Consider the following 17,955-nt stretch of genomic DNA (forward strand, 5'->3'; position numbering starts at 1 on the left):
TGCGCGTTACGAACCGATGTAGCTGGTTTTCACCACGGTGTAGAACTCTTGCGCATAGCGACCCTGCTCACGCGAACCGTAGGATGAACCCTTACGGCCACCAAATGGAACGTGGTAATCCACACCGGCAGTCGGCAGGTTGACCATCACCATCCCGGCCTGGGAATGACGCTTGAAGTGGTTGGCGTACTTCAGCGACGTAGTAGCGATACCGGCCGACAGGCCGAATTCGGTGTCGTTGGCCATCGCCAGCGCTGCTTCGTAATCCGCTACGCGCACTACGTTGGCCACCGGGCCAAAGATCTCTTCTCGGCTGATGCGCATCGCGGCTTCGCTGTCGGCAAACAGCGTCGGCGCAAGGAAGTAACCTTCGGTGTCGCACGTCACCAGTTCACCGCCACTGACCAAACGAGCACCTTCGCTCTGGCCGATGTCGATGTACTTCAGGTCCTGGTCCAACTGGGCCTGGGAAACCACCGGGCCGATGTCGGTGCCGGTTTTCAGCGCATGGCCGACCTTGATCGACTTCATGCGTTCAGCCATGGCCGCGACAAACTGGTCGTGAATCCCGGCGGTGACGATAAAGCGGCTGGAGGCCGTGCAACGCTGGCCTGTGGAGTAGAACGCGCTCTGCACCGAGAGCTCGACGGCTTGTTTGAGGTCGGCGTCGTCGAGAATGATCTGCGGGTTCTTGCCGCCCATTTCCAGCTGCACCTTGGCCTGGCGCGACACGCAGCTGACAGCGATCTGACGACCTACACCCACCGAGCCGGTGAAGCTGATGCCGTCGACTTTCGGGCTGTTGACCATGGCATCACCGACCACACGGCCGCTGCCCATTACCAGGTTGAATACACCGGCGGGGAAGCCGGCGCGGGAGATGATTTCGGCCAGGGCCCAGGCACAACCTGGTACCAGTTCGGCGGGTTTGAGCACCACTCAGTTGCCGTAGGCCAGGGCTGGGGCGATCTTCCAGGCTGGGATGGCAATCGGGAAGTTCCACGGGGTTATCAGACCAACCACGCCCAATGCTTCACGGGTGACTTCAACGTTGACGCCCGGGCGCACCGACGGCAGGTAGTCGCCGGACAGGCGCAGGCACTCACCGGCGAAGAATTTAAAGATGTTACCGGCGCGGGTCACTTCGCCGATGGCTTCGGGCAGGGTCTTGCCCTCTTCCCGGGCCAGCAGGGTGCCAAGTTCTTCGCGACGGGCGAGGATTTCGCTGCCGACTTTATCCAGTGAGTCATGACGCGCCTGGATACCGGAAGTTGACCACGCAGGGAACGCAGCGCGGGCAGCATCAATGGCAGCGTGGACTTGTGCGAGGTCAGCCTTGGCGTATTCGCCAATGACATCAGACAACTCCGACGGGTTGATATTGGCCGAATAGTCGGCGCCGGCAACCCACTGGCCACCGATATAGTTTTCAAAACGCTTGGCTTGGGACACGAATTCTCTCCTGACGCAAAAAGCCGCTGATTACTCAGCGGCCTTGGTGATGGGTTATTGCGCGCCTTGCTTGTCGATCAGCGCGGCCAGGGCTTCGTATTCTTCCGGCAGCAGATCGGTCAGCGGCGTACGCACGGGGCCGGCGTCGTAACCGACGATTTTCGCCCCGGCCTTGACGATGCTCACGGCGTAACCGGCCTTGCGGTTACGGATGTCGAGGTAAGGCAGGAAGAAATCATCGATGATCTTGCCGACGGTGGCGTGATCTTCCCGGGCAATGGCGTGGTAAAAATCCATCGCGGTTTTAGGAATGAAGTTGAACACCGCCGAGGAGTACACCGGCACGCCCAAGGCCTTGTAGGCAGCGGCGTAAACCTCTGCAGTCGGCAAACCACCCAGGTAGCTGAAACGGTCACCGAGGCGACGGCGGATCGACACCATCAATTCAATGTCGCCCAGGCCATCCTTGTAGCCGATCAGGTTCGGGCAGCGCTCGGCCAGGCGTTCCAGCAGCGGCGCGGTCAGGCGGCAGACGTTGCGGTTATAGACCACGACGCCGATCTTGACGGATTTGCACACCGCTTCAACGTGGGCGGCAACCCCGTCCTGGCTGGCTTCGGTCAGGTAGTGCGGCAGCAGCAGCAGGCCTTTGGCACCCAGACGCTCGGCTTCCTGGGCGTACTCAATGGCCTGGCGGGTGGCACCGCCGACACCGGCAAGAATCGGCACGCTGGTGGCGCAGGTATCAACGGCGGTTTTCACCACTTGCGAATATTCGCTGGCCGCCAGGGAGAAAAACTCACCGGTGCCGCCAGCGGCGAACAAGGCCGTGGCGCCGTAAGGGGCCAGCCATTCCAGGCGCTTGATGTAGCCCGCCTGGTGGAAATCACCCTGGGCGTTGAAATCGGTCACCGGAAAAGACAGCAGACCGTGAGAGAGGATGGACTTCAGTTCTTGTGGATTCATTATTCGAACACCCTGGGCGAAGACTTTCTGTTGAGAGATTACGGATGGTTATCTTGATGTCGTACGTCATCGTACAACTATAAAAATATTCGTCAACTGCAATTCATCACCGCCTTCCCAATTGCTGCTTTCTTGACGTAGGAAGTTTTTCCTCTATGCTCGGGTTGGCTGTATATACATACAGCTATTACGGAAGATTCCTACGACATAGCAAGGAGCTAACATGTCAGGTCTTGAACTCGCCACACCCGAGAAAAACCCGCCCACCCTGCGTTTTGAAGGCGGCGAACACATCGCCATCGGCGACGATACCCTGCTGCGCTTCGCCAAGGACGTGCCGGCGATTCCCGCGCGTAAGGTCCAATTGCACTTGCCCAACGGCCTGGCCCTGAGCTACGGCCAGATCATCGGCGCTACCTGAAACTGGCGGCAGACAATGCCGACCAATTCGGCGAATGGGCGCTGGCGGCTTATCTGGCGGGTCATACGGCAGCACTGCAACAAGCCGTCGTGGCGCATCAGACCGGCACCGACCTGGCGCTGGAACTGGCCTACGCCATGAACAGTTTTGCTGATCACTTTTTGACCGATCTATTTTCCGCCGGCCACCTGCGGGTACCGCGCAAGCAACTGGCGGCGGTGGTGACACCGGGTGAACCGGGCTCGCTGATCAGCCGCTTCATGCACGATGAAGACAGCAAGTTCGGGCTCAATGTGCGCAACGCCCTGGGCGAGCAGTGGCATGCCTACGGTGATAAACGCTATTTCGACAGCAACGATGCGGCCAACCGGGCCATGGTCAAACGCGCCGTGCAGGCCTCGGCTGATGAGATCTTCGAAACGTTTATCAACGGCGTGGCGCCCTCTCCGGCCAACTTCAAGGCACCGCTGTATGTGCCCGACCTGAACGCCGCGCAAAACCCGGCGAATAACTTTTCACCGCTGTTCAAGGCCGAAGGCGACAAGGTGCTGCGGCGCAAGGACGTCAACAACCTGAATGACAAGCAGTGGACCAAAGACTGGTGGGGCTGGAGTACGTATCTGCTGCTCAAGGACTACAAGCCGAATCAGCCGGCCAGTTAAGCAAGCCCATCTTCAAGACAACACAGATCAAATGTGGGAGCTGTCGAGCCCCAGCGAGGCTGCGATGGGATCGACTCGGTGTACCTGCCAGACCTCAGCGCCTGCATCGCAGCCTCGCTGGGGCTCGACAGCTCCTACGTTTGAATAGGCATTAGCCGCGCTGCGCTTCCGCCTCTTCATGAGCATGGCGCAGCCGCTCACGGCTGTTGGTCAGGTGCAAGCGCATAGCCGCCCGCGCCGCATCCGAATCCTGGCGAGCGATCGCCTCATAGATCTCTTCGTGTTCGCGGCTCAGGCGGCTCATGTAGTGCTGCTGGTCATCATGGGCCAGGCGTGCCGAATTCAGCCGCGTGCGCGGAATAATGCTGGTGCCCAGGTGGGTCATGATGTCGGTGAAATAGCGGTTGCCGGTGGACAGGGCAATCTGCAGGTGAAACTGGAAGTCCGATGCCACCGCATCACCGGCGTGGGCCGCACTTTCGTTCAGCGCATCGAGGGCCGCGCGCATGCCCGCCAATTGCTCATCGCTGCGACGCTGGGCGGCAAGGCCGGCAGACTCCACTTCCAGGCTGATCCGCAGCTCAAGAATGGCCAGCACATCGCGCAGCGTCACCACCGTGGCCGGGTCGATGCGAAAACCACTGGGGCTTGGCGTGTCCAGCACAAAGGTGCCGATGCCATGGCGGGTTTCCACCTGCCCGGCCGCCTGCAAGCGCGAGATAGCTTCGCGCACCACAGTGCGACTGACCCCATGGGCGTCCATGATTGCCGACTCGGTGGGCAGTTTGTCGCCCCGTTTGAGTTGGCCGTCGCGGATCTGCTCGGACAACACCGTGACCAATTCCTGGGCAAGGCTGCGGCGCTTGCGGGGAAGACGAGGGGCGGCGCTGGAGTTTTCCATGATGAATCATCTATCTCGGCGATCTGAAGCACGCATGATAGCCCATGGCGGTTGTACGATCACCGTCCTGTCATGACTTTCATCTATAACCGGCGGGGTTTTGCCCAGGCAAAAAAATGCCCCGGCATCGCCGAGGCATTTTTTAACACCGGCCCGAAGGCCCGCGTGTTGTTACTTCACCACTTTCAGACTCGGCCGGCCGCTTGGACGCGGTGGCTCGGAATCCGGCGGTGGCACATCATCTTCGCCTTCGAGCTCGATCGCTTCGTCTTCCTCAAGGGAGGACTCCAGATCAAACACCATGCCCTGGCCATTTTCCCGGGCATAAATCCCGAGGATGGCGCCGATGGGCACGAACAACGTATGCGGCACACCGCCGAAACGCCCTTCGAAGCTGACCGCTTCATTGTCCATGTGCAGGTGTCGCACAGCACTGGGTGAAACGTTCAGGACGATTTGCCCGTCACTGGCAAAACCTTGCGGTACCTGAACCGCAGGAAACTCGGAATTGACCAGCATGTGCGGGGTGCAATCGTTGTCCACTATCCACTCATAGAGCGCGCGGACCAGGTAAGGTCGACTGGAGTTCATCAACGGCTCCTTAAGCCTTAGCGCATATCGCGTTCGACACCAGACAGACTCGCCTGGAAAGCCTCACGCGCAAACTGGCGCTCCATGTAGTCAAGCAGCGGCTTGGCAGGCCGCGGCAGTTCTATGCCCAAAATCGGCAAGCGCCAGAGTATGGGTAATAGGCAGCAATCCACCAGACTTTGTTCCTCGCTGAGGAAAAAAGGTTTGTCGGCGAACAACGGCGAAACACCGGTCAGGCTCTCGCGCAATTCCTTGCGCGCCTGGACCCGGGCCGCTTCTTTACTGCGTGAATCCAGAATCAGGTCCACCAGGCCACACCAGTCACGCTGGATCCGATGGATCAGCAGGCGGCTGTTGGCACGCGCCACCGGATATACCGGCAGCAGCGGTGGATGGGGGTAACGCTCATCCAAGTATTCCATCACCACGGTTGACTCCCACAACGCCAGGTCACGATCGACCAGGGTGGGCAAGCTGCCGTAAGGGTTCACTTCGATCAGTTTCGGCGGGTGACGACCCGCCTCGACAGTAATGATCTCTGCGCTGACACCCTTCTCTGCGAGCACGATGCGTACTCGGTGGGAATAGTGGTCGGCGGGGTCGGAGTAACAGGCCAACCGATTGGTCACGCCCATGGCGGTCCTCCTCGCTTGTTGAAATTATCGGAAGCTCAAAAACGAGCGCGCCCAGTGAGCATCTCCGTGACGCCTGGATAAACCAGACTTACCTTCAGAGATGCCGCTGGGCGCGCAAGATTAACAGCAATTACTTACGGTTGGATCAATGCACATCCTTCCAGTATTCGCGTTTCAGCAGATAAGCGAACACGAAGAAGAAGGCCAGGTACAGCAACACATAGGTACCAATGCGCTGATGCTGCAGCTTCACTGGGTTGGCCGAGTAGGCCAGGAAGGTCACCAGATTCTTGACCTTCTCGTCGAACTGCTCTTCGTTCAGCGCGCCGGTCTTCGGCACTATGGTCAGCTGATCGCACGCTTCATGCGTCAAAGGCGTACCGGTGAGCGGATCATACTGCTTCTTGCCGTCTTCGACGATTTGTACTTGCTTGCATCCTACCACTTGGCGGCCTTGCAGGCCGACCAGAACGTTAGGCATACCGACGTTCGGGAACACTTTGTTGTTCACGCCGTAGGGACGCGCCGGGTCTTCGTAGAAGGATTTCAGGTAACCGTACAGCCAATCGGTGCCACGTACACGCGCCACCAGGGTCAGGTCGGGCGGTGCAGCCCCGAACCAGGTCTTGGCGTCGGCAGGTTGCATGCCGATGGTCATGTGGTCGCCGATCTTCGCCCCGGTGAACACCGAGTGACTGAGCATCACGTCATGGGGAATGCCCAAGTCATCGGCCACACGCTCGTAACGCTGGAACTTGGCACTGTGGCAGCCCATGCAATAGTTGGTGAACGTACGCAGCCCGTCCTGCATTGCGGCCTTGTCCGACACGTCGATGTCGACTTTTTCCAGATCCGGGCCATGTTCAGCAGCGAAAGACAGCAGCGGCAGCGCCGCAAGAATGAATGCAACGAATAATTTTTTCATCAGCCAGTCACCCTATCCGGTACCGGTTTGGTCTTCTCGAGCCGGGTGTAGAACGGCATCAGAATGAAGTAGGCGAAGTACAGGAAGGTGCACACCTGCGACAGCAACGTACGCTCCGGGGTCGGCGCCAGCACGCCCAGTACACCCAGGATCACGAATGCAATGCAGAACACCCACAGCCAGATCTTGCTCAACCAGCCCTTGTAACGCATGGACTTGACCGGGCTACGGTCCAGCCAGGGCAGCACGAACAGCACCGCAATCGCCGCGCCCATGGCAATAACGCCCATGAGTTTGTCGGGAATCGCGCGCAAGATCGCGTAGAACGGGGTGAAGTACCAGACCGGGGCAATGTGTTCCGGGGTCTTGAACGCGTTCGCCTGTTCGAAGTTCGGTTTCTCCAGGAAATAACCGCCCATCTCCGGGAAAAAGAACACGATCGAGCAGAAAACGAACAGGAACACCACCACGCCGACGATATCTTTCACGGTGTAGTACGGGTGGAACGGAATGCCGTCCAGCGGTATGCCGTTCTCGTCCTTGTGCTTCTTGATGTCGACGCCATCGGGGTTGTTCGAACCCACTTCGTGCAACGCCAGGATGTGCAGCACCACCAGCCCCAGGATCACGATTGGCAGGGCCACCACGTGCAACGCGAAGAAGCGGTTCAGGGTGATGCCCGAGATCAGGTAGTCACCTCGAATCCACTGGGTCAGGTCATTGCCGATGACCGGGATCGCGCCAAACAGCGAGATGATCACCTGGGCGCCCCAGTAGGACATCTGGCCCCACGGCAGCAGGTAGCCCATGAAGGCCTCGGCCATCAGCGCCAGGTAGATCAGCATGCCGAAGACCCACACCAGCTCGCGGGGCTTCTGGTACGAACCGTAGAGCAAGCCACGGAACATGTGCATGTAGACCACGATGAAGAACGCCGAAGCGCCGGTGGAATGCAGCAGACGCAGGATCGAGCCGTACTCGACGTCGCGCATGATGTATTCGACGGAGGCGAAGGCTTCTTCGGCCGACGGGGTGTAGCTCATCGTCAGCCAGACACCGGTAACGATCTGGTTGACCAGTACCAAAAGTGCCAGGGAGCCAAAGAAATAGAAGAAGTTGAAGTTCTTCGGTGCGTAGTACTTGCTGAGGTGGTCTTCCCACATTTTAGTCGCGGGAAAACGGGCATCCACCCAATCCATGAACTTGCTCATCAGGCTTTCTCCCCCTCGTCGACGCCAATGACAATGACACTGTCAGTCTCGTAGTGATGTGGCGGAACTGGCAGGTTCAGTGGTGCGGGTTGTGACTTGTAGACGCGGCCAGCGAGGTCGTAGTGCGAACCGTGGCACGGGCAGAAATAGCCCCCGACCCAGTCCTTGCCCAAGTCTGCGGGCGCAACTTCCGGGCGGAAAGTGGGAGAGCAACCCAAGTGGGTGCAGATACCGATCAGCAGCAGAATCTCCGGCTTGATCGAGCGATTTTCCTTATCGACGTAAGCGGGTTGGTCGGAATTCTTCGAGTCGGGGTCAGACAGTTGGCCCTCGATCTTCTTCAGATTCCCCAGGATTTCCTCCGTACGACGAACGATGAACACTGGCTGACCGCGCCACTCAGCAATCATTTGCTGGCCTGGATCGATCTTGCTGATATTCACCTTCACCGGTGCACCTGCGGCTTTCGCCTTGGCACTGGGAAACCATGACCCCACGAACGGGACCGCAGCCCCCACCGCTCCTGCAGCACCCACCACGGATGTGGCTGCTACCAAGAAGCGACGCCGGCCTGCATTCACGCCGTCATTGCTCATTCAGTCCTCTCCCATCAGCTTTGTGGCCTGTTAAATCAGGCGTCTACTAAGTGTTAAATCTGAACTTATAAAAATTTTGCCGAATGGTAATGAAAAGCCACACGTCTGACAAGGTAATTGCCCCCGGCACTGGCTCCAAGCCTTTGAGTATAGGGGCTCTACGGATGTGGCAAGTTGTCACACAGATTTTTTTACATAAATAGCAGGCAATAAAAAACGCCCAGCTCCGTGAGGAGGCTGGGCGTTTTCTGGAACGTAAAAGCGAATTAACGCTTCGAGTACTGCGGACGCTTACGCGCTTTACGCAGACCAACTTTCTTACGTTCAACTTCACGAGCATCGCGAGTCACGAAGCCAGCTTTGCGCAGAGCGCCACGCAGGGTTTCGTCGTATTGCATCAGAGCGCGAGTGATACCGTGGCGGATTGCGCCAGCTTGACCACTTACACCGCCACCGATAACGGTGACGTAGATGTCGAACTTTTCAACGGTCTCGGTCAATTCCAGCGGCTGACGAACTACCATGCGGGCAGTTTCGCGACCGAAGAAGTTTTCCAGAGTGCGGTTGTTGATCGAGATGTTACCAGTACCCGGACGCAGGAAAACGCGAGCGGTAGCGGTTTTGCGACGGCCAGTGCCGTAATTTTGAGTCGCCGACATAATGAACTATTCCGTTAAAACTTCAGTTCTTGGGGCTGCTGAGCAGCATGAGGGTGAGCAGCGCCCGCATAGACTTTCAGCTTGCGATACATGTCGCGACCCAGTGGGCCCTTCGGCAGCATACCTTTGACCGCGATTTCAATCGGGGCTTCAGGCTTTTTGGAGATCAGGCCTTCGAAGTTCGAAGACTTGATACCGCCTGGGAAACCGGAGTGACGGTAGTACATTTTGTCTTGCGCTTTGTTGCCGGTAACACGTACCTGTTCAGCGTTGATGATGACAATGTAGTCACCGGTATCAACGTGAGGGGTGTACTCAGGCTTGTGCTTGCCACGCAGACGGCTGGCGACTTCAGTGGCCAGACGACCCAGGGTCTGACCAGCGGCGTCGACGACAAACCAGTCGCGCTGAACTGTTTCTGGTTTTGCAGTAAAAGTTGTCATTCTTTAATAGCCTCAGGGGCCGCCCTGTAAATTAGACGGCGGATCTTACTGAATAGTGCGTACTTTGACAAGTCAAAGGCAGCCGGATACAGACGCTATCGGGGGCTCGGGTCAGCGCGTCCGTTCAACGGCAAGATTCTTCGGCAGGCGGCGCATCACTTCCACTGCAGAAAGAGGTGGGCAATTATGCAGATTGCCAAAAAAATTTCAACCTGCTTTTATGATTGTTTTCCTCCAAGGAGTACCCGATGGACTATCGACAGCTGGGCCGAACCGATCTGAACGTGAGCGCGATAGCCTTGGGCACCATGACCTGGGGCGAGCAGAACAGCGAGGCAGAGGCCTTCGCGCAGATCGAACGGGCCAAGGCCGCAGGGATCAACTTCCTCGACACCGCGGAGATGTACCCGGTGCCGCCCAAGGCAGACACCTACGCCACCACCGAGCGATATATCGGTAATTACTTCAAAAGTCGCGGCGACCGGGCCGACTGGATCCTCGCCAGCAAGATCGCCGGCCCCGGCAACACCATCGACTACATCCGCGATGGCAAGCTCAAACACAACCGCCAACACATCGTCGACGCCCTGGACGCCAGCCTCAAACGCCTGCAAACCGACTGGATCGACCTCTACCAGCTGCACTGGCCGGAGCGCAGCACCAACTTTTTTGGCCAACTGAGCTACAAACACAAGGCCGAAGAGGACCTGACGCCGCTGGAAGAAACCCTTGAAGCGCTGGATGAACAGGTCAAGGCCGGCAAGATCCGCCACATCGGCCTGTCCAACGAAACCCCGTGGGGCACCATGAAGTTCCTGGCCCTGGCCGAAGCCCGTGGCTGGACCCGCGCGGTGTCGATCCAGAACCCCTACAACCTGCTCAACCGCAGCTTTGAAGTGGGCCTGGCAGAAATCGCCATCCGTGAGCAGTGTGGTTTGCTGGCGTATTCGCCGCTGGCGTTCGGCATGCTCAGTGGCAAGTACGAAGGGGGCGCACGCCCGGCCAAGGGCCGCCTGAGCCTCTACAGCCGCTTCAGCCGCTACTTCAATGCGCAATCGGAAGCTGCGTGCAGCCGTTATGTGGCACTGGCCCGTGAGCACGGCCTGGACCCGGCGCAGATGGCATTGGCGTTTGTGACGCAACAGCCGTTCGTGACCAGCAACATTATCGGCGCCACGACCCTTGAGCAGTTGGACAGCAACATCGCCAGTGCGGACCTGAAACTGTCGGACGAGGTGCTGGCAGGGATTGAGGCGATCCAGAAGGATCATCCGAACCCTGCACCTTGATTGATCTCTAGACCGCTATCGCAGGCAAGCCAGCTCCCACAGTTGACCGAGTGTTCCTGTGGGAGCCGGGCTTGCCCGCGATGGCGCCATCAGCAACACAGAAGAGTCAAAGCGCCCGCGCAATAATCTCCTTCATGATCTCATTCGTCCCCGCATAAATGCGCTGCACCCGCGCATCCGCCCAAGCCCGTGCAATCGGGTATTCCCACATGAAGCCGTAACCCCCATGCAACTGCACACACTCATCCAGCACCTTGCATTGCAGGTCCGTGGCCCAGTATTTGGCCATCGCCGCCGTCGGCACATCGAGCTTGCCCTCCAGGTGCAACTCCATGCACTTGTCGACGAACACCCGGCCGATCTGCGTTTCGGTGGCAATTTCTGCCAGCTTGAAACGGGTGTTCTGGAAATCAATGATCGCCTTGCCAAACGCCTTGCGGTCGCGGGTGTACTCCAGCGTCCACTGCAACGCCGCCTCGGCTGACGACAACGCGCCAATCGCCACCGTCAAACGCTCCTGCGGCAACTCCTGCATCAGATAGGCAAAGCCCATACCCGCCTGCCCCAGCAGGTTCTCTTTGGGCACCCGCACATCCTGGAAGAACAGCTCCGAGGTGTCCTGGGCCTTCATCCCGACCTTTTCCAGGCGCTTGCCCTTGTCGAAGCCCGGGGTGCTGGCCTCCACCAAAAACAAACTGGTGCCCTTGGCGCCGGCCTTGGGGTCAGTCTTGGCGACAACAATCACCAGGTCCGCCAGGAAACCATTGGTAATGAACGTCTTGGAGCCGTTGATCACATACTCATCGCCGTCGAGCACGGCGGTAGTCTTGACTCCTTGCAGGTCAGAGCCCGCACCCGGCTCGGTCATGGCGATCGCCGTGACCATTTCCCCGGAGATCAACTTGGGCAGGTACTTGTGTTTCAGCGCCTCACTGCCGTAATGCAGGATGTACGGCGCGACAATGTCCGAATGCAGGGAGAAACCTATCCCGGTCAACCCCAGGCGGCTGATCTCCTCGATCACCACCGCGCTGTAGAGAAAGTCCGCCCCGAGGCCGCCGTACTCTTCCGGCAAGTGCGAGCAGAGCATCCCCGCCTCCCCCGCCTTGTTCCACAGGTTGCGGTCAATGTAGCCCTGCTTTTCCCATTGTGCGTGGAACGGCGCCGCGTCTTTTTCGAGAAAGGTGCGCACGCTCTGGCGGAAGAGTTCGTGCTCCGAGCTGAACAAGGTTCTGGGAATCATGGGTCACCTGCGTGGATTGTCGGACAAGACCGGGATCACAGAGCCTAAGCCGCGAAGGCGTCACGGGACACTGGACACATGCGACAAAAAATAAGACGATCCAGCCGTCTGGTGACCACTTTCCCCTATAAGAATAAATGAAATTATGTCTAACCAAATCTCCACGCCCTTGCGGCGCGTCAGCATTTTGGCCGTTGATCGGGTATTCGCTTCAACCCTCATGCAAGCCAAGGATTTTTTCCATCTCGCCAGCCTGCGCTACGGCAAACAGCTGGGTCAGGGCCTTACTCCCGCCTTTGAAACCCGCCTGGTCAGCCCCGACGGGCAATCGGTGCGCAGCTTCAGCGATGTGATCATGCCGGTAGACGGCGGCCTCGAAAACGCCGACATCATCGTACTCCCCGCCTTCTGGGACGATTTCGATTCACTCTGCCAACGCTACCCCCAAGTGCTGCCGTGGCTACGCGAACAACACGCCCGTGGCGCAGTGCTCTGCGGCGAAGCCACCGGGGTGTTCTGGCTCGCCGAAGCCGGGCTGCTCGATGGCAAGGAAGCGACCACCTACTGGCGCTTCTTCAACGCCTTCAGCGAACGCTTTCCCAAGGTGCAACTGAACCAGGACAAGCACCTGACCGACGCCGACAACCTCTACTGCGCCGGCGGCACCACCTCGGCTTGCGACCTCTACATCTACCTGATCGAGCGTTTCTGCGGCGCCAACATCGCCCAGGCCGTGGCCCGCGACATCCTGTATGAAGTGCAACGCAACTACGCCCCCGGGCGCATCGGTTTTGGCGGCCAGAAGCTGCACCAGGACGTGATCATCCTGCAGATCCAGCATTGGCTCGAAGAGCACTTCGCCGACAAGTTCCGCTTCGAAGACGTGGCCCGGGAACACGGCATGAGCATTCGCAACTTCATGCGCCGCTTCCAGACCGCCACGGGTGACAAGCCGCTGCATTACCTGCAACGGTTGCGCATCGAAACTGCCAAGGGTTTGCTGTCGGGCAGCCGCAAAAGTATCAAGACCATCAGTTACGAAGTGGGTTACGACGACGCGAGCTTCTTTGCGCGGCTGTTCCGGCAACACACCGAGTTGTCACCCAACCAGTACCGCCAGCAATTCCAGCAGGCCGCGTAACCAAAGGGTATACACAGTAAAAATGTGGGAGCTGGCTTGCCTGCGATGGCGGCGTGCCAGGCGCCAGATGCATTAGCTGACAGACCGCTATCGCGGGCAAGCCCGGCTCCCACAGTTGATTTCTGTCGATCTGGAAATTTTGCATAAAAAAGGCCCGCATCGCTGCGGGCCTTTTTCATTTCAAGCACATCACTTACGGCTTGTGCGCCCGCGACAGGAACTCGTGGGACTGCATTTCCAGCAAGCGGCTCAAGGTGCGCTGGAACTCGAAGTTCAAGCGACCGCCGGTGTAGAGGTCCTTGAGCTCGACTTCGGCCGAGATGATCAGCTTGACGTTACGGTCGTAGAACTCGTCGACCATATTGATGAAACGCCGCGCGATATCGTCGGTGGTGACGGTCATCTGCTCAACGCCGCTCAGGATCACCGCGTGGAAGATCTTGCCCAGTTCGATGTAGTCGTTCTGGCTGCGAGGGCCGTCGCACAATTCGCGAAAATCGAACCAGGCCACGTCATCGCAGGTGCGCAGCGCGATGATTTCGCGGTTTTCGATGATCAACTTATCGTTTTCGACCGCCTGGGTGCATTCCGGCGTCAGCGCGCGGAAGCTTTTGCGCAGGCTTTCCTGGGCCGCTTCATTGAGCGGGAAGTGAAACAGTTCGGCTTGCTCAAGGTGACGCAGGCGATAGTCGACACCGCTGTCGACGTTGACGATGTCGGTGTTCTGCTTGATCAGCGCGATGGCCGGCAGGAAGCGCGCACGTTGCAAGCCGTCCTTGTACAGACCGTCGGGCACGATGTTCGAGGTAGCGACCAGGGTCACGCCGTTCTTGAACAGCTCTTCCATCAGGGTGCCGAGGATCATCGCGTCGGTGATGTCAGACACGAAGAACTCATCGAAACAAATCACCCGTGCCTCGTCGGAGAAGCGCTTGGCGATGATGGTCAGCGGGTTCTTTTCGCCCGGCAGGGTCTTCATCTCTTCGTGCACGCGCTTCATGAAGCGGTGGAAGTGAGTGCGGACCTTCTCCTTGAACGGCAGCGCTTCGAAGAACGTATCGACCAGGTACGTCTTGCCTCGGCCGACGCCACCCCAGAAGTACAAACCCTTGACCGGCGTGTGGTCTTTCTTGCCAAACAACTTGCTGAACATGCCCGGCTTGGTCTGCGAGGCCTGGACCAGATCGTCGTACAGGCGCTGCAAATGGCGCACCGCAGTTTCCTGGGCAGCGTCATGGAAGAAGTCGGGGCGTTTCAGATCAGCTTGATATCGTTCTAGGGGCGTCATATTCGTTAGCAAGGCAACAAAAACGGGCCGCCACTGTAACGACGGCCCTGAAGAATGGCAATCAACCCTTGGTCGGGTTAATCCTCGATTGGGGTCAACGCAACGCGCAAGGCTTCGATCGCCGCATCGCGCGAGGCGCTGTCGGCGAATGCCGGGCTATCGGCAACGGCCGCGCCTTCCAGCCATACGCTGAAGCTCAGGGCTTCACTGCGTACATCCAGCGCCTGGCCCGATTGCAGTTGCTTGGTCACAGCGCCCGCGGTTTTACCGTCGGCAAAGTTGCGCGACAGCAGCAATTGCTCGCCTTCGGCCGCCAGCAAACGGAAGCGGAAGCTGCCATCGTCTTCGCGGAAGCTGACAAAGCGCGCGGCTTTGGCGGCTTTTTTCTTGGTGGTGGCAGCCACGGCGGTTTGGTTGACGAACGAACGCAGGCCCACGGCTTCACGCAGCTCGGCCAGGAACGGGGCAGCCACGGCACGGGCTTTCGTGGCGCCGACCAACAGCAGGTCTTCCATGTCGGATGGGCGCGACATCAGTTGGTGATAACGCTCGCGCGCTTCCCCCAGTTGGCCGTCCAGCAGCTGGAACAGACGGTTCTTCGCCTCGCCCCAGCCCAGGCCTTGCAGCAATTCGCCGCGGAATTCTTCTTCCTGAGCCTTGGTGGCAAACGCCTGGTACAGGGTGAACAGGTGCGAATTGTCCGGATCCTTCGCTTCGCCCGGCGCGCGGGAGTCGGTGACGATCCGCGAGATCGCCTCCTTCATGTCCTTGGCGCTGGTGAACAACGGGATGGTGTTGTCGTAGCTTTTCGACATCTTGCGGCCATCCAGGCCCGGCAAGGTGGCGACGCTTTCTTCGATCAACGCCTCGGGCATGGTGAAGAATTCTTTACCGTTGCCAAACAGGTGGTTGAAACGCTGGCCGATATCACGGGCCATTTCCACGTGCTGGATCTGGTCACGACCGACCGGGACTTTATGCGCGTTGAACATCAGGATGTCCGCCGCCATCAGCACCGGGTAGCTGTACAGGCCCATGGTGATGCCCGCATCCGGGTCTTCGCCGTTTTCCAGGTTCTTGTCCACCGAGGCCTTGTAGGCGTGCGCACGGTTGAGCAGGCCCTTGGCCGCCACACAGGTCAGCAGCCAGGTCAGTTCGGGAATTTCCGGGATGTCGGACTGGCGATAGAACGTCACCCGGTTCACATCCAGGCCACCGGCCAGCCAGGTCGCGGCGATTTCCATGCGCGAGCGCTGGATGCGCTGCGGGTCATCGCACTTGATCAGGGCGTGGTAGTCGGCCAGGAAGTAGAAGGAATCGGCGTTGGCGTCCTGGCTGGCAAGGATCGCCGGGCGAATCGCCCCGGCGTAGTTGCCCAGGTGCGGCGTGCCGGTGGTGGTGATGCCGGTGAGGATGCGGGTACGGGTCGTCATGGGTGATCGCTTGTCATCAATTCGAAAGACGTGGCAGCACAAGATCCTTGAGATCGGTCAGCTTGCCATGAAAAAAGTGTCCGCATTCTGCCACTTTCAGCAGCGTATGGGGGCGATTCAGGCCGGCGGACCAGTCGTAGACCCGTTGAGGGTCGACCACTTCGTCGGTTTCCGGCTGGATTACGGTCAATGGGCAGCCTTGCGGCAGCACGTCGTTATCGCGCAGGCGCATCACGGCCGCGGCCACCATGAACAGGTGCGCGAGTTTTTCGCCCTTGGCTTCCAAGCGGCCACCGAGGGTGGCTGCAACGAACCCGCCGAAGGAGAACCCCAGCAGGGTGATCGGCAGGTCGGGATGCTTTTCACGCAGCCAGGTGGCTGCTGCTTCGGCGTCGTCGACTTCGCCGGTGCCCATATCGTGCGTACCGGCGCTGGCGCCGACACCGCGATAATTGAAACGTAACGTGATCAAGCCGGCATCGCGCGCCGTGCGTTGCAGGGTCGATACGACTTTGTTGAGCATGGTGCCGCCCTGCACCGGGTTAGGGTGGCAGATCAGCGCCAGGCCACGTGGCTCGGGGTGATCCAGATACAGGGCTTCCAGTTGGCCTACCGGGCCATCGATCAAAACGGGGGTTTCACGCATGAGCAAGGAAGGAACTCCGTGACCTCTCAAGGGGTCGACTCGTCTAGCTAAAAGTCTGTGCATGGCATCATTGCGAGCTTAATCGCGGTATACAGCGCAGGTCCGAGCCGTTAACGTAAAGCAAAGCCGTTTATAGAGGAAGGACTCGTGGAACACTCGCTCTTAGTTTGGTTGTTGCCGACTCTCGCCTTGGTTGCCGGTGTCGCGATTGGATTTCTGGTTGCCCGCCTGCTGCCGAATGCCGCGCCTAACCGCACGCAGCGTCAGCTGGATGACATTCAGGAACGTTTTGACAGTTACCAGAACGAAGTTGTTACCCACTTCAACAGCACCGCGACCCTGGTGAAAAAGCTCACTCAGAGTTATCAGGAAGTACAGGATCATCTCGCCGAGGGTGCCAACCGCCTGGCCCTGGACGACATCACCCGCCAGCGCCTGCTGGCCGCGCTGCATTCCGATGCACCGCAAGCGCCACGGGAGCGGCTGACCCCGCCTCGGGAAAATCAGGAACCGCCACGGGACTACGCGCCAAAAACGCCGAACGCCCCGGGGATGTTGGATGAGCATTACGGCTTGAAGAAGTAATACGTTTTCGAGCGACACTGAAAAGCCCGGCTGATCGATGATCAGCCGGGCTTTTTTTGTTTGGCTTCGCTGGATGGAGTGAGTACATATCCGTTGATGGGGTCAGGGCTGCTATTGGTTCCGCTCTTACAGCGGGTCACTTTTGAAAGGAGCCCAAAAGTAACCAAAAGGCTCTTGCCCCACCACTAGGCACCTCGCTTAGGCTCGGTGTGCCCGAACGCAGGCATTACTACGCGGGCCGCCGCGACGGGGCGTCCCTGCCCCGTCGCGGCTAAACCGGCGTCCTGCCGGTTTACCCGCTCCGTAATACCTGCGTTCGGCCAGCGTGGTTGACGGGGCGCCTAAGATCAAGATCACAAGCAGATCAAGAACACAGCGGCCTACAGGCCGGCTTGAGTGTTAAAAGCCAGATCAAAAGCTAAAGCAGGCACGGTTCAAATGTAGGAGCTGGCTTGCCGGCGATGGCATCGCCGTGGTGTGTCTGAAAAACCGAGTCGCCTGCATCGCCGGCAAGCCAGCTCCTACAGAAAAGCAGCTCTGCTTTCGCTCTGGATCTTGCTTCTAACACTCAGGTCGGCTTTCAGGCCGCCGTGCTCGGCGGTTCAAATGTGGAAGCTGGCTTGCCTGCGATGGCATCGCCGCGGAGTGTCTGAAAAACCGAGTTGTCTGCATCGCCAGCAAGCCAGCTCCTACAGCTTTTGATCTGGCTTTTAACACTCAGGTCGGCTTTCAGGCCGCCGTGCTCTTGCTTTTGATCTTGATCTTAGGCGCCCCGTCAACCACGATGGCCGCAAGCAGGCACGGTGGAGCGGGTAAATCGGCAAGGATGCCGATTTAGCCGCGCCGGGCCATGGATGGCCCGTCGCGG

Annotated in this window: 16 protein-coding genes and 2 pseudogenes; 4 read left to right on the forward strand and 14 right to left on the reverse strand. The window is 58.9% G+C overall.

Annotated elements, in window-relative coordinates; genetic code table 11:
• Nucleotides 1-6: 6 nt before the first annotated feature.
• Nucleotides 7-1,452 (reverse strand): annotated as a pseudogene (locus ACZRN6_RS31335) (aldehyde dehydrogenase family protein).
• 54 nt (nt 1,453-1,506) lie between these two features.
• Complete coding sequence (kdgD, locus tag ACZRN6_RS31340; RefSeq protein ID WP_003216058.1) at nt 1,507-2,418, reverse strand: 5-dehydro-4-deoxyglucarate dehydratase; 912 nt, start codon at nt 2,416-2,418, stop codon at nt 1,507-1,509.
• A gap of 223 nt (nt 2,419-2,641) precedes the next feature.
• On the opposite strand from kdgD, the pseudogene ACZRN6_RS31345 reads away from it, so the two are divergent.
• Nucleotides 2,642-3,501: pseudogene (locus ACZRN6_RS31345) on the forward strand (hypothetical protein).
• A gap of 151 nt (nt 3,502-3,652) precedes the next feature.
• Here the strand turns inward: ACZRN6_RS31345 and ACZRN6_RS31350 are convergent.
• The 8 genes from ACZRN6_RS31350 to rplM form a co-directional block, all read right to left on the reverse strand.
• A complete protein-coding gene (locus tag ACZRN6_RS31350) occupies nt 3,653-4,402 on the reverse strand; it encodes a FadR/GntR family transcriptional regulator (protein WP_008437251.1) in 750 nt (249 codons plus the stop codon).
• A 171-nt stretch (nt 4,403-4,573) separates the two neighbouring features.
• Nucleotides 4,574-4,993, reverse strand: a complete 420-nt coding sequence (locus ACZRN6_RS31355; RefSeq protein ID WP_010170747.1) for a ClpXP protease specificity-enhancing factor — start codon at nt 4,991-4,993, stop codon at nt 4,574-4,576.
• A gap of 17 nt (nt 4,994-5,010) precedes the next feature.
• A complete protein-coding gene (locus tag ACZRN6_RS31360; protein ID WP_010170749.1) occupies nt 5,011-5,628 on the reverse strand; it encodes a glutathione S-transferase N-terminal domain-containing protein in 618 nt (205 codons plus the stop codon).
• Nucleotides 5,629-5,773: 145 nt separating this feature from the next.
• Complete coding sequence (locus ACZRN6_RS31365; RefSeq protein WP_322147516.1) at nt 5,774-6,553, reverse strand: cytochrome c1; 780 nt, start codon at nt 6,551-6,553, stop codon at nt 5,774-5,776.
• A complete protein-coding gene (locus ACZRN6_RS31370; protein WP_322147517.1) occupies nt 6,553-7,764 on the reverse strand; it encodes a cytochrome b in 1,212 nt (403 codons plus the stop codon). The genes ACZRN6_RS31365 and ACZRN6_RS31370 overlap by 1 nt, the downstream gene beginning before the upstream one ends.
• Nucleotides 7,764-8,360, reverse strand: coding sequence for a ubiquinol-cytochrome c reductase iron-sulfur subunit (gene petA / locus ACZRN6_RS31375; RefSeq protein WP_322147518.1), 597 nt, complete (start codon nt 8,358-8,360; stop codon nt 7,764-7,766). The genes ACZRN6_RS31370 and petA overlap by 1 nt, the downstream gene beginning before the upstream one ends.
• Nucleotides 8,361-8,626: 266 nt before the next feature.
• On the reverse strand, nt 8,627-9,019 hold the full coding sequence (gene rpsI, locus ACZRN6_RS31380) for a 30S ribosomal protein S9 (RefSeq protein WP_003216038.1): 393 nt from the start codon (nt 9,017-9,019) through the stop codon (nt 8,627-8,629).
• A 14-nt stretch (nt 9,020-9,033) separates the two neighbouring features.
• On the reverse strand, nt 9,034-9,462 hold the full coding sequence (gene rplM, locus ACZRN6_RS31385; protein WP_003216032.1) for a 50S ribosomal protein L13: 429 nt from the start codon (nt 9,460-9,462) through the stop codon (nt 9,034-9,036).
• Between the two features lie 248 nt (nt 9,463-9,710).
• Here rplM and ACZRN6_RS31390 point away from each other — a divergent pair, with 248 nt between their 5' ends.
• Complete coding sequence (locus tag ACZRN6_RS31390; protein ID WP_322147520.1) at nt 9,711-10,751, forward strand: NADP(H)-dependent aldo-keto reductase; 1,041 nt, start codon at nt 9,711-9,713, stop codon at nt 10,749-10,751.
• A gap of 106 nt (nt 10,752-10,857) precedes the next feature.
• On the opposite strand, the gene ACZRN6_RS31395 is transcribed toward ACZRN6_RS31390, so the two are convergent.
• Nucleotides 10,858-11,994 (reverse strand): acyl-CoA dehydrogenase family protein, encoded by a 1,137-nt coding sequence (locus tag ACZRN6_RS31395; protein WP_464009647.1) that lies wholly within the window; start codon nt 11,992-11,994, stop codon nt 10,858-10,860.
• A 220-nt stretch (nt 11,995-12,214) separates the two neighbouring features.
• Between ACZRN6_RS31395 and ACZRN6_RS31400 the strand changes: the two genes are divergently transcribed.
• Nucleotides 12,215-13,135 (forward strand): GlxA family transcriptional regulator, encoded by a 921-nt coding sequence (locus tag ACZRN6_RS31400; RefSeq protein WP_176438669.1) that lies wholly within the window; start codon nt 12,215-12,217, stop codon nt 13,133-13,135.
• Between the two features lie 193 nt (nt 13,136-13,328).
• Here ACZRN6_RS31400 and zapE read toward each other — a convergent pair whose 3' ends face one another.
• The 3 genes from zapE to ACZRN6_RS31415 all read right to left on the reverse strand — a co-directional run bounded on the left by zapE (nt 13,329) and on the right by ACZRN6_RS31415 (nt 16,502).
• Entirely contained in the window at nt 13,329-14,423 is a 1,095-nt protein-coding gene (gene zapE / locus ACZRN6_RS31405; protein WP_322147524.1) for a cell division protein ZapE, read from the reverse strand.
• Nucleotides 14,424-14,500: 77 nt separating this feature from the next.
• Complete coding sequence (locus tag ACZRN6_RS31410) at nt 14,501-15,856, reverse strand: tryptophan--tRNA ligase (RefSeq protein ID WP_322147525.1); 1,356 nt, start codon at nt 15,854-15,856, stop codon at nt 14,501-14,503.
• A 16-nt stretch (nt 15,857-15,872) separates the two neighbouring features.
• Nucleotides 15,873-16,502: an alpha/beta hydrolase gene (locus tag ACZRN6_RS31415; RefSeq protein WP_464009648.1), complete on the reverse strand. Its 630-nt coding sequence runs from the start codon at nt 16,500-16,502 to the stop codon at nt 15,873-15,875.
• A 147-nt stretch (nt 16,503-16,649) separates the two neighbouring features.
• On the opposite strand from ACZRN6_RS31415, the gene ACZRN6_RS31420 reads away from it, so the two are divergent.
• Nucleotides 16,650-17,087 carry a Z-ring associated ZapG family protein gene (locus tag ACZRN6_RS31420; RefSeq protein WP_010170781.1) on the forward strand — a complete coding sequence of 146 codons (438 nt, stop codon included), beginning with the start codon at nt 16,650-16,652 and terminating at the stop codon, nt 17,085-17,087.
• Nucleotides 17,088-17,955 lie beyond the last annotated feature (868 nt).

It is taken from the genome of Pseudomonas sp. A125, from assembly GCF_055409485.1.

Excerpts from the sequence above, each read along its gene's own strand:
- kdgD (WP_003216058.1), bottom strand. The coding sequence starts at position 2,418 with ATGAATCCACAAGAACTGAAGTCCATCCTCTCTCACGGTCTGCTGTCT.
- ACZRN6_RS31350 (WP_008437251.1), bottom strand. The coding sequence starts at position 4,402 with ATGGAAAACTCCAGCGCCGCCCCTCGTCTTCCCCGCAAGCGCCGCAGC.
- ACZRN6_RS31355 (WP_010170747.1), bottom strand. The coding sequence starts at position 4,993 with ATGAACTCCAGTCGACCTTACCTGGTCCGCGCGCTCTATGAGTGGATA.
- ACZRN6_RS31360 (WP_010170749.1), bottom strand. The coding sequence starts at position 5,628 with ATGGGCGTGACCAATCGGTTGGCCTGTTACTCCGACCCCGCCGACCAC.
- ACZRN6_RS31365 (WP_322147516.1), bottom strand. The coding sequence starts at position 6,553 with ATGAAAAAATTATTCGTTGCATTCATTCTTGCGGCGCTGCCGCTGCTG.
- ACZRN6_RS31370 (WP_322147517.1), bottom strand. The coding sequence starts at position 7,764 with ATGAGCAAGTTCATGGATTGGGTGGATGCCCGTTTTCCCGCGACTAAA.
- petA (WP_322147518.1), bottom strand. The coding sequence starts at position 8,360 with ATGAGCAATGACGGCGTGAATGCAGGCCGGCGTCGCTTCTTGGTAGCA.
- rpsI (WP_003216038.1), bottom strand. The coding sequence starts at position 9,019 with ATGTCGGCGACTCAAAATTACGGCACTGGCCGTCGCAAAACCGCTACC.
- rplM (WP_003216032.1), bottom strand. The coding sequence starts at position 9,462 with ATGACAACTTTTACTGCAAAACCAGAAACAGTTCAGCGCGACTGGTTT.
- ACZRN6_RS31390 (WP_322147520.1), top strand. The coding sequence starts at position 9,711 with ATGGACTATCGACAGCTGGGCCGAACCGATCTGAACGTGAGCGCGATA.
- ACZRN6_RS31395 (WP_464009647.1), bottom strand. The coding sequence starts at position 11,994 with ATGATTCCCAGAACCTTGTTCAGCTCGGAGCACGAACTCTTCCGCCAG.
- ACZRN6_RS31400 (WP_176438669.1), top strand. The coding sequence starts at position 12,215 with ATGCAAGCCAAGGATTTTTTCCATCTCGCCAGCCTGCGCTACGGCAAA.
- zapE (WP_322147524.1), bottom strand. The coding sequence starts at position 14,423 with ATGACGCCCCTAGAACGATATCAAGCTGATCTGAAACGCCCCGACTTC.
- ACZRN6_RS31410 (WP_322147525.1), bottom strand. The coding sequence starts at position 15,856 with ATGACGACCCGTACCCGCATCCTCACCGGCATCACCACCACCGGCACG.
- ACZRN6_RS31415 (WP_464009648.1), bottom strand. The coding sequence starts at position 16,502 with ATGCGTGAAACCCCCGTTTTGATCGATGGCCCGGTAGGCCAACTGGAA.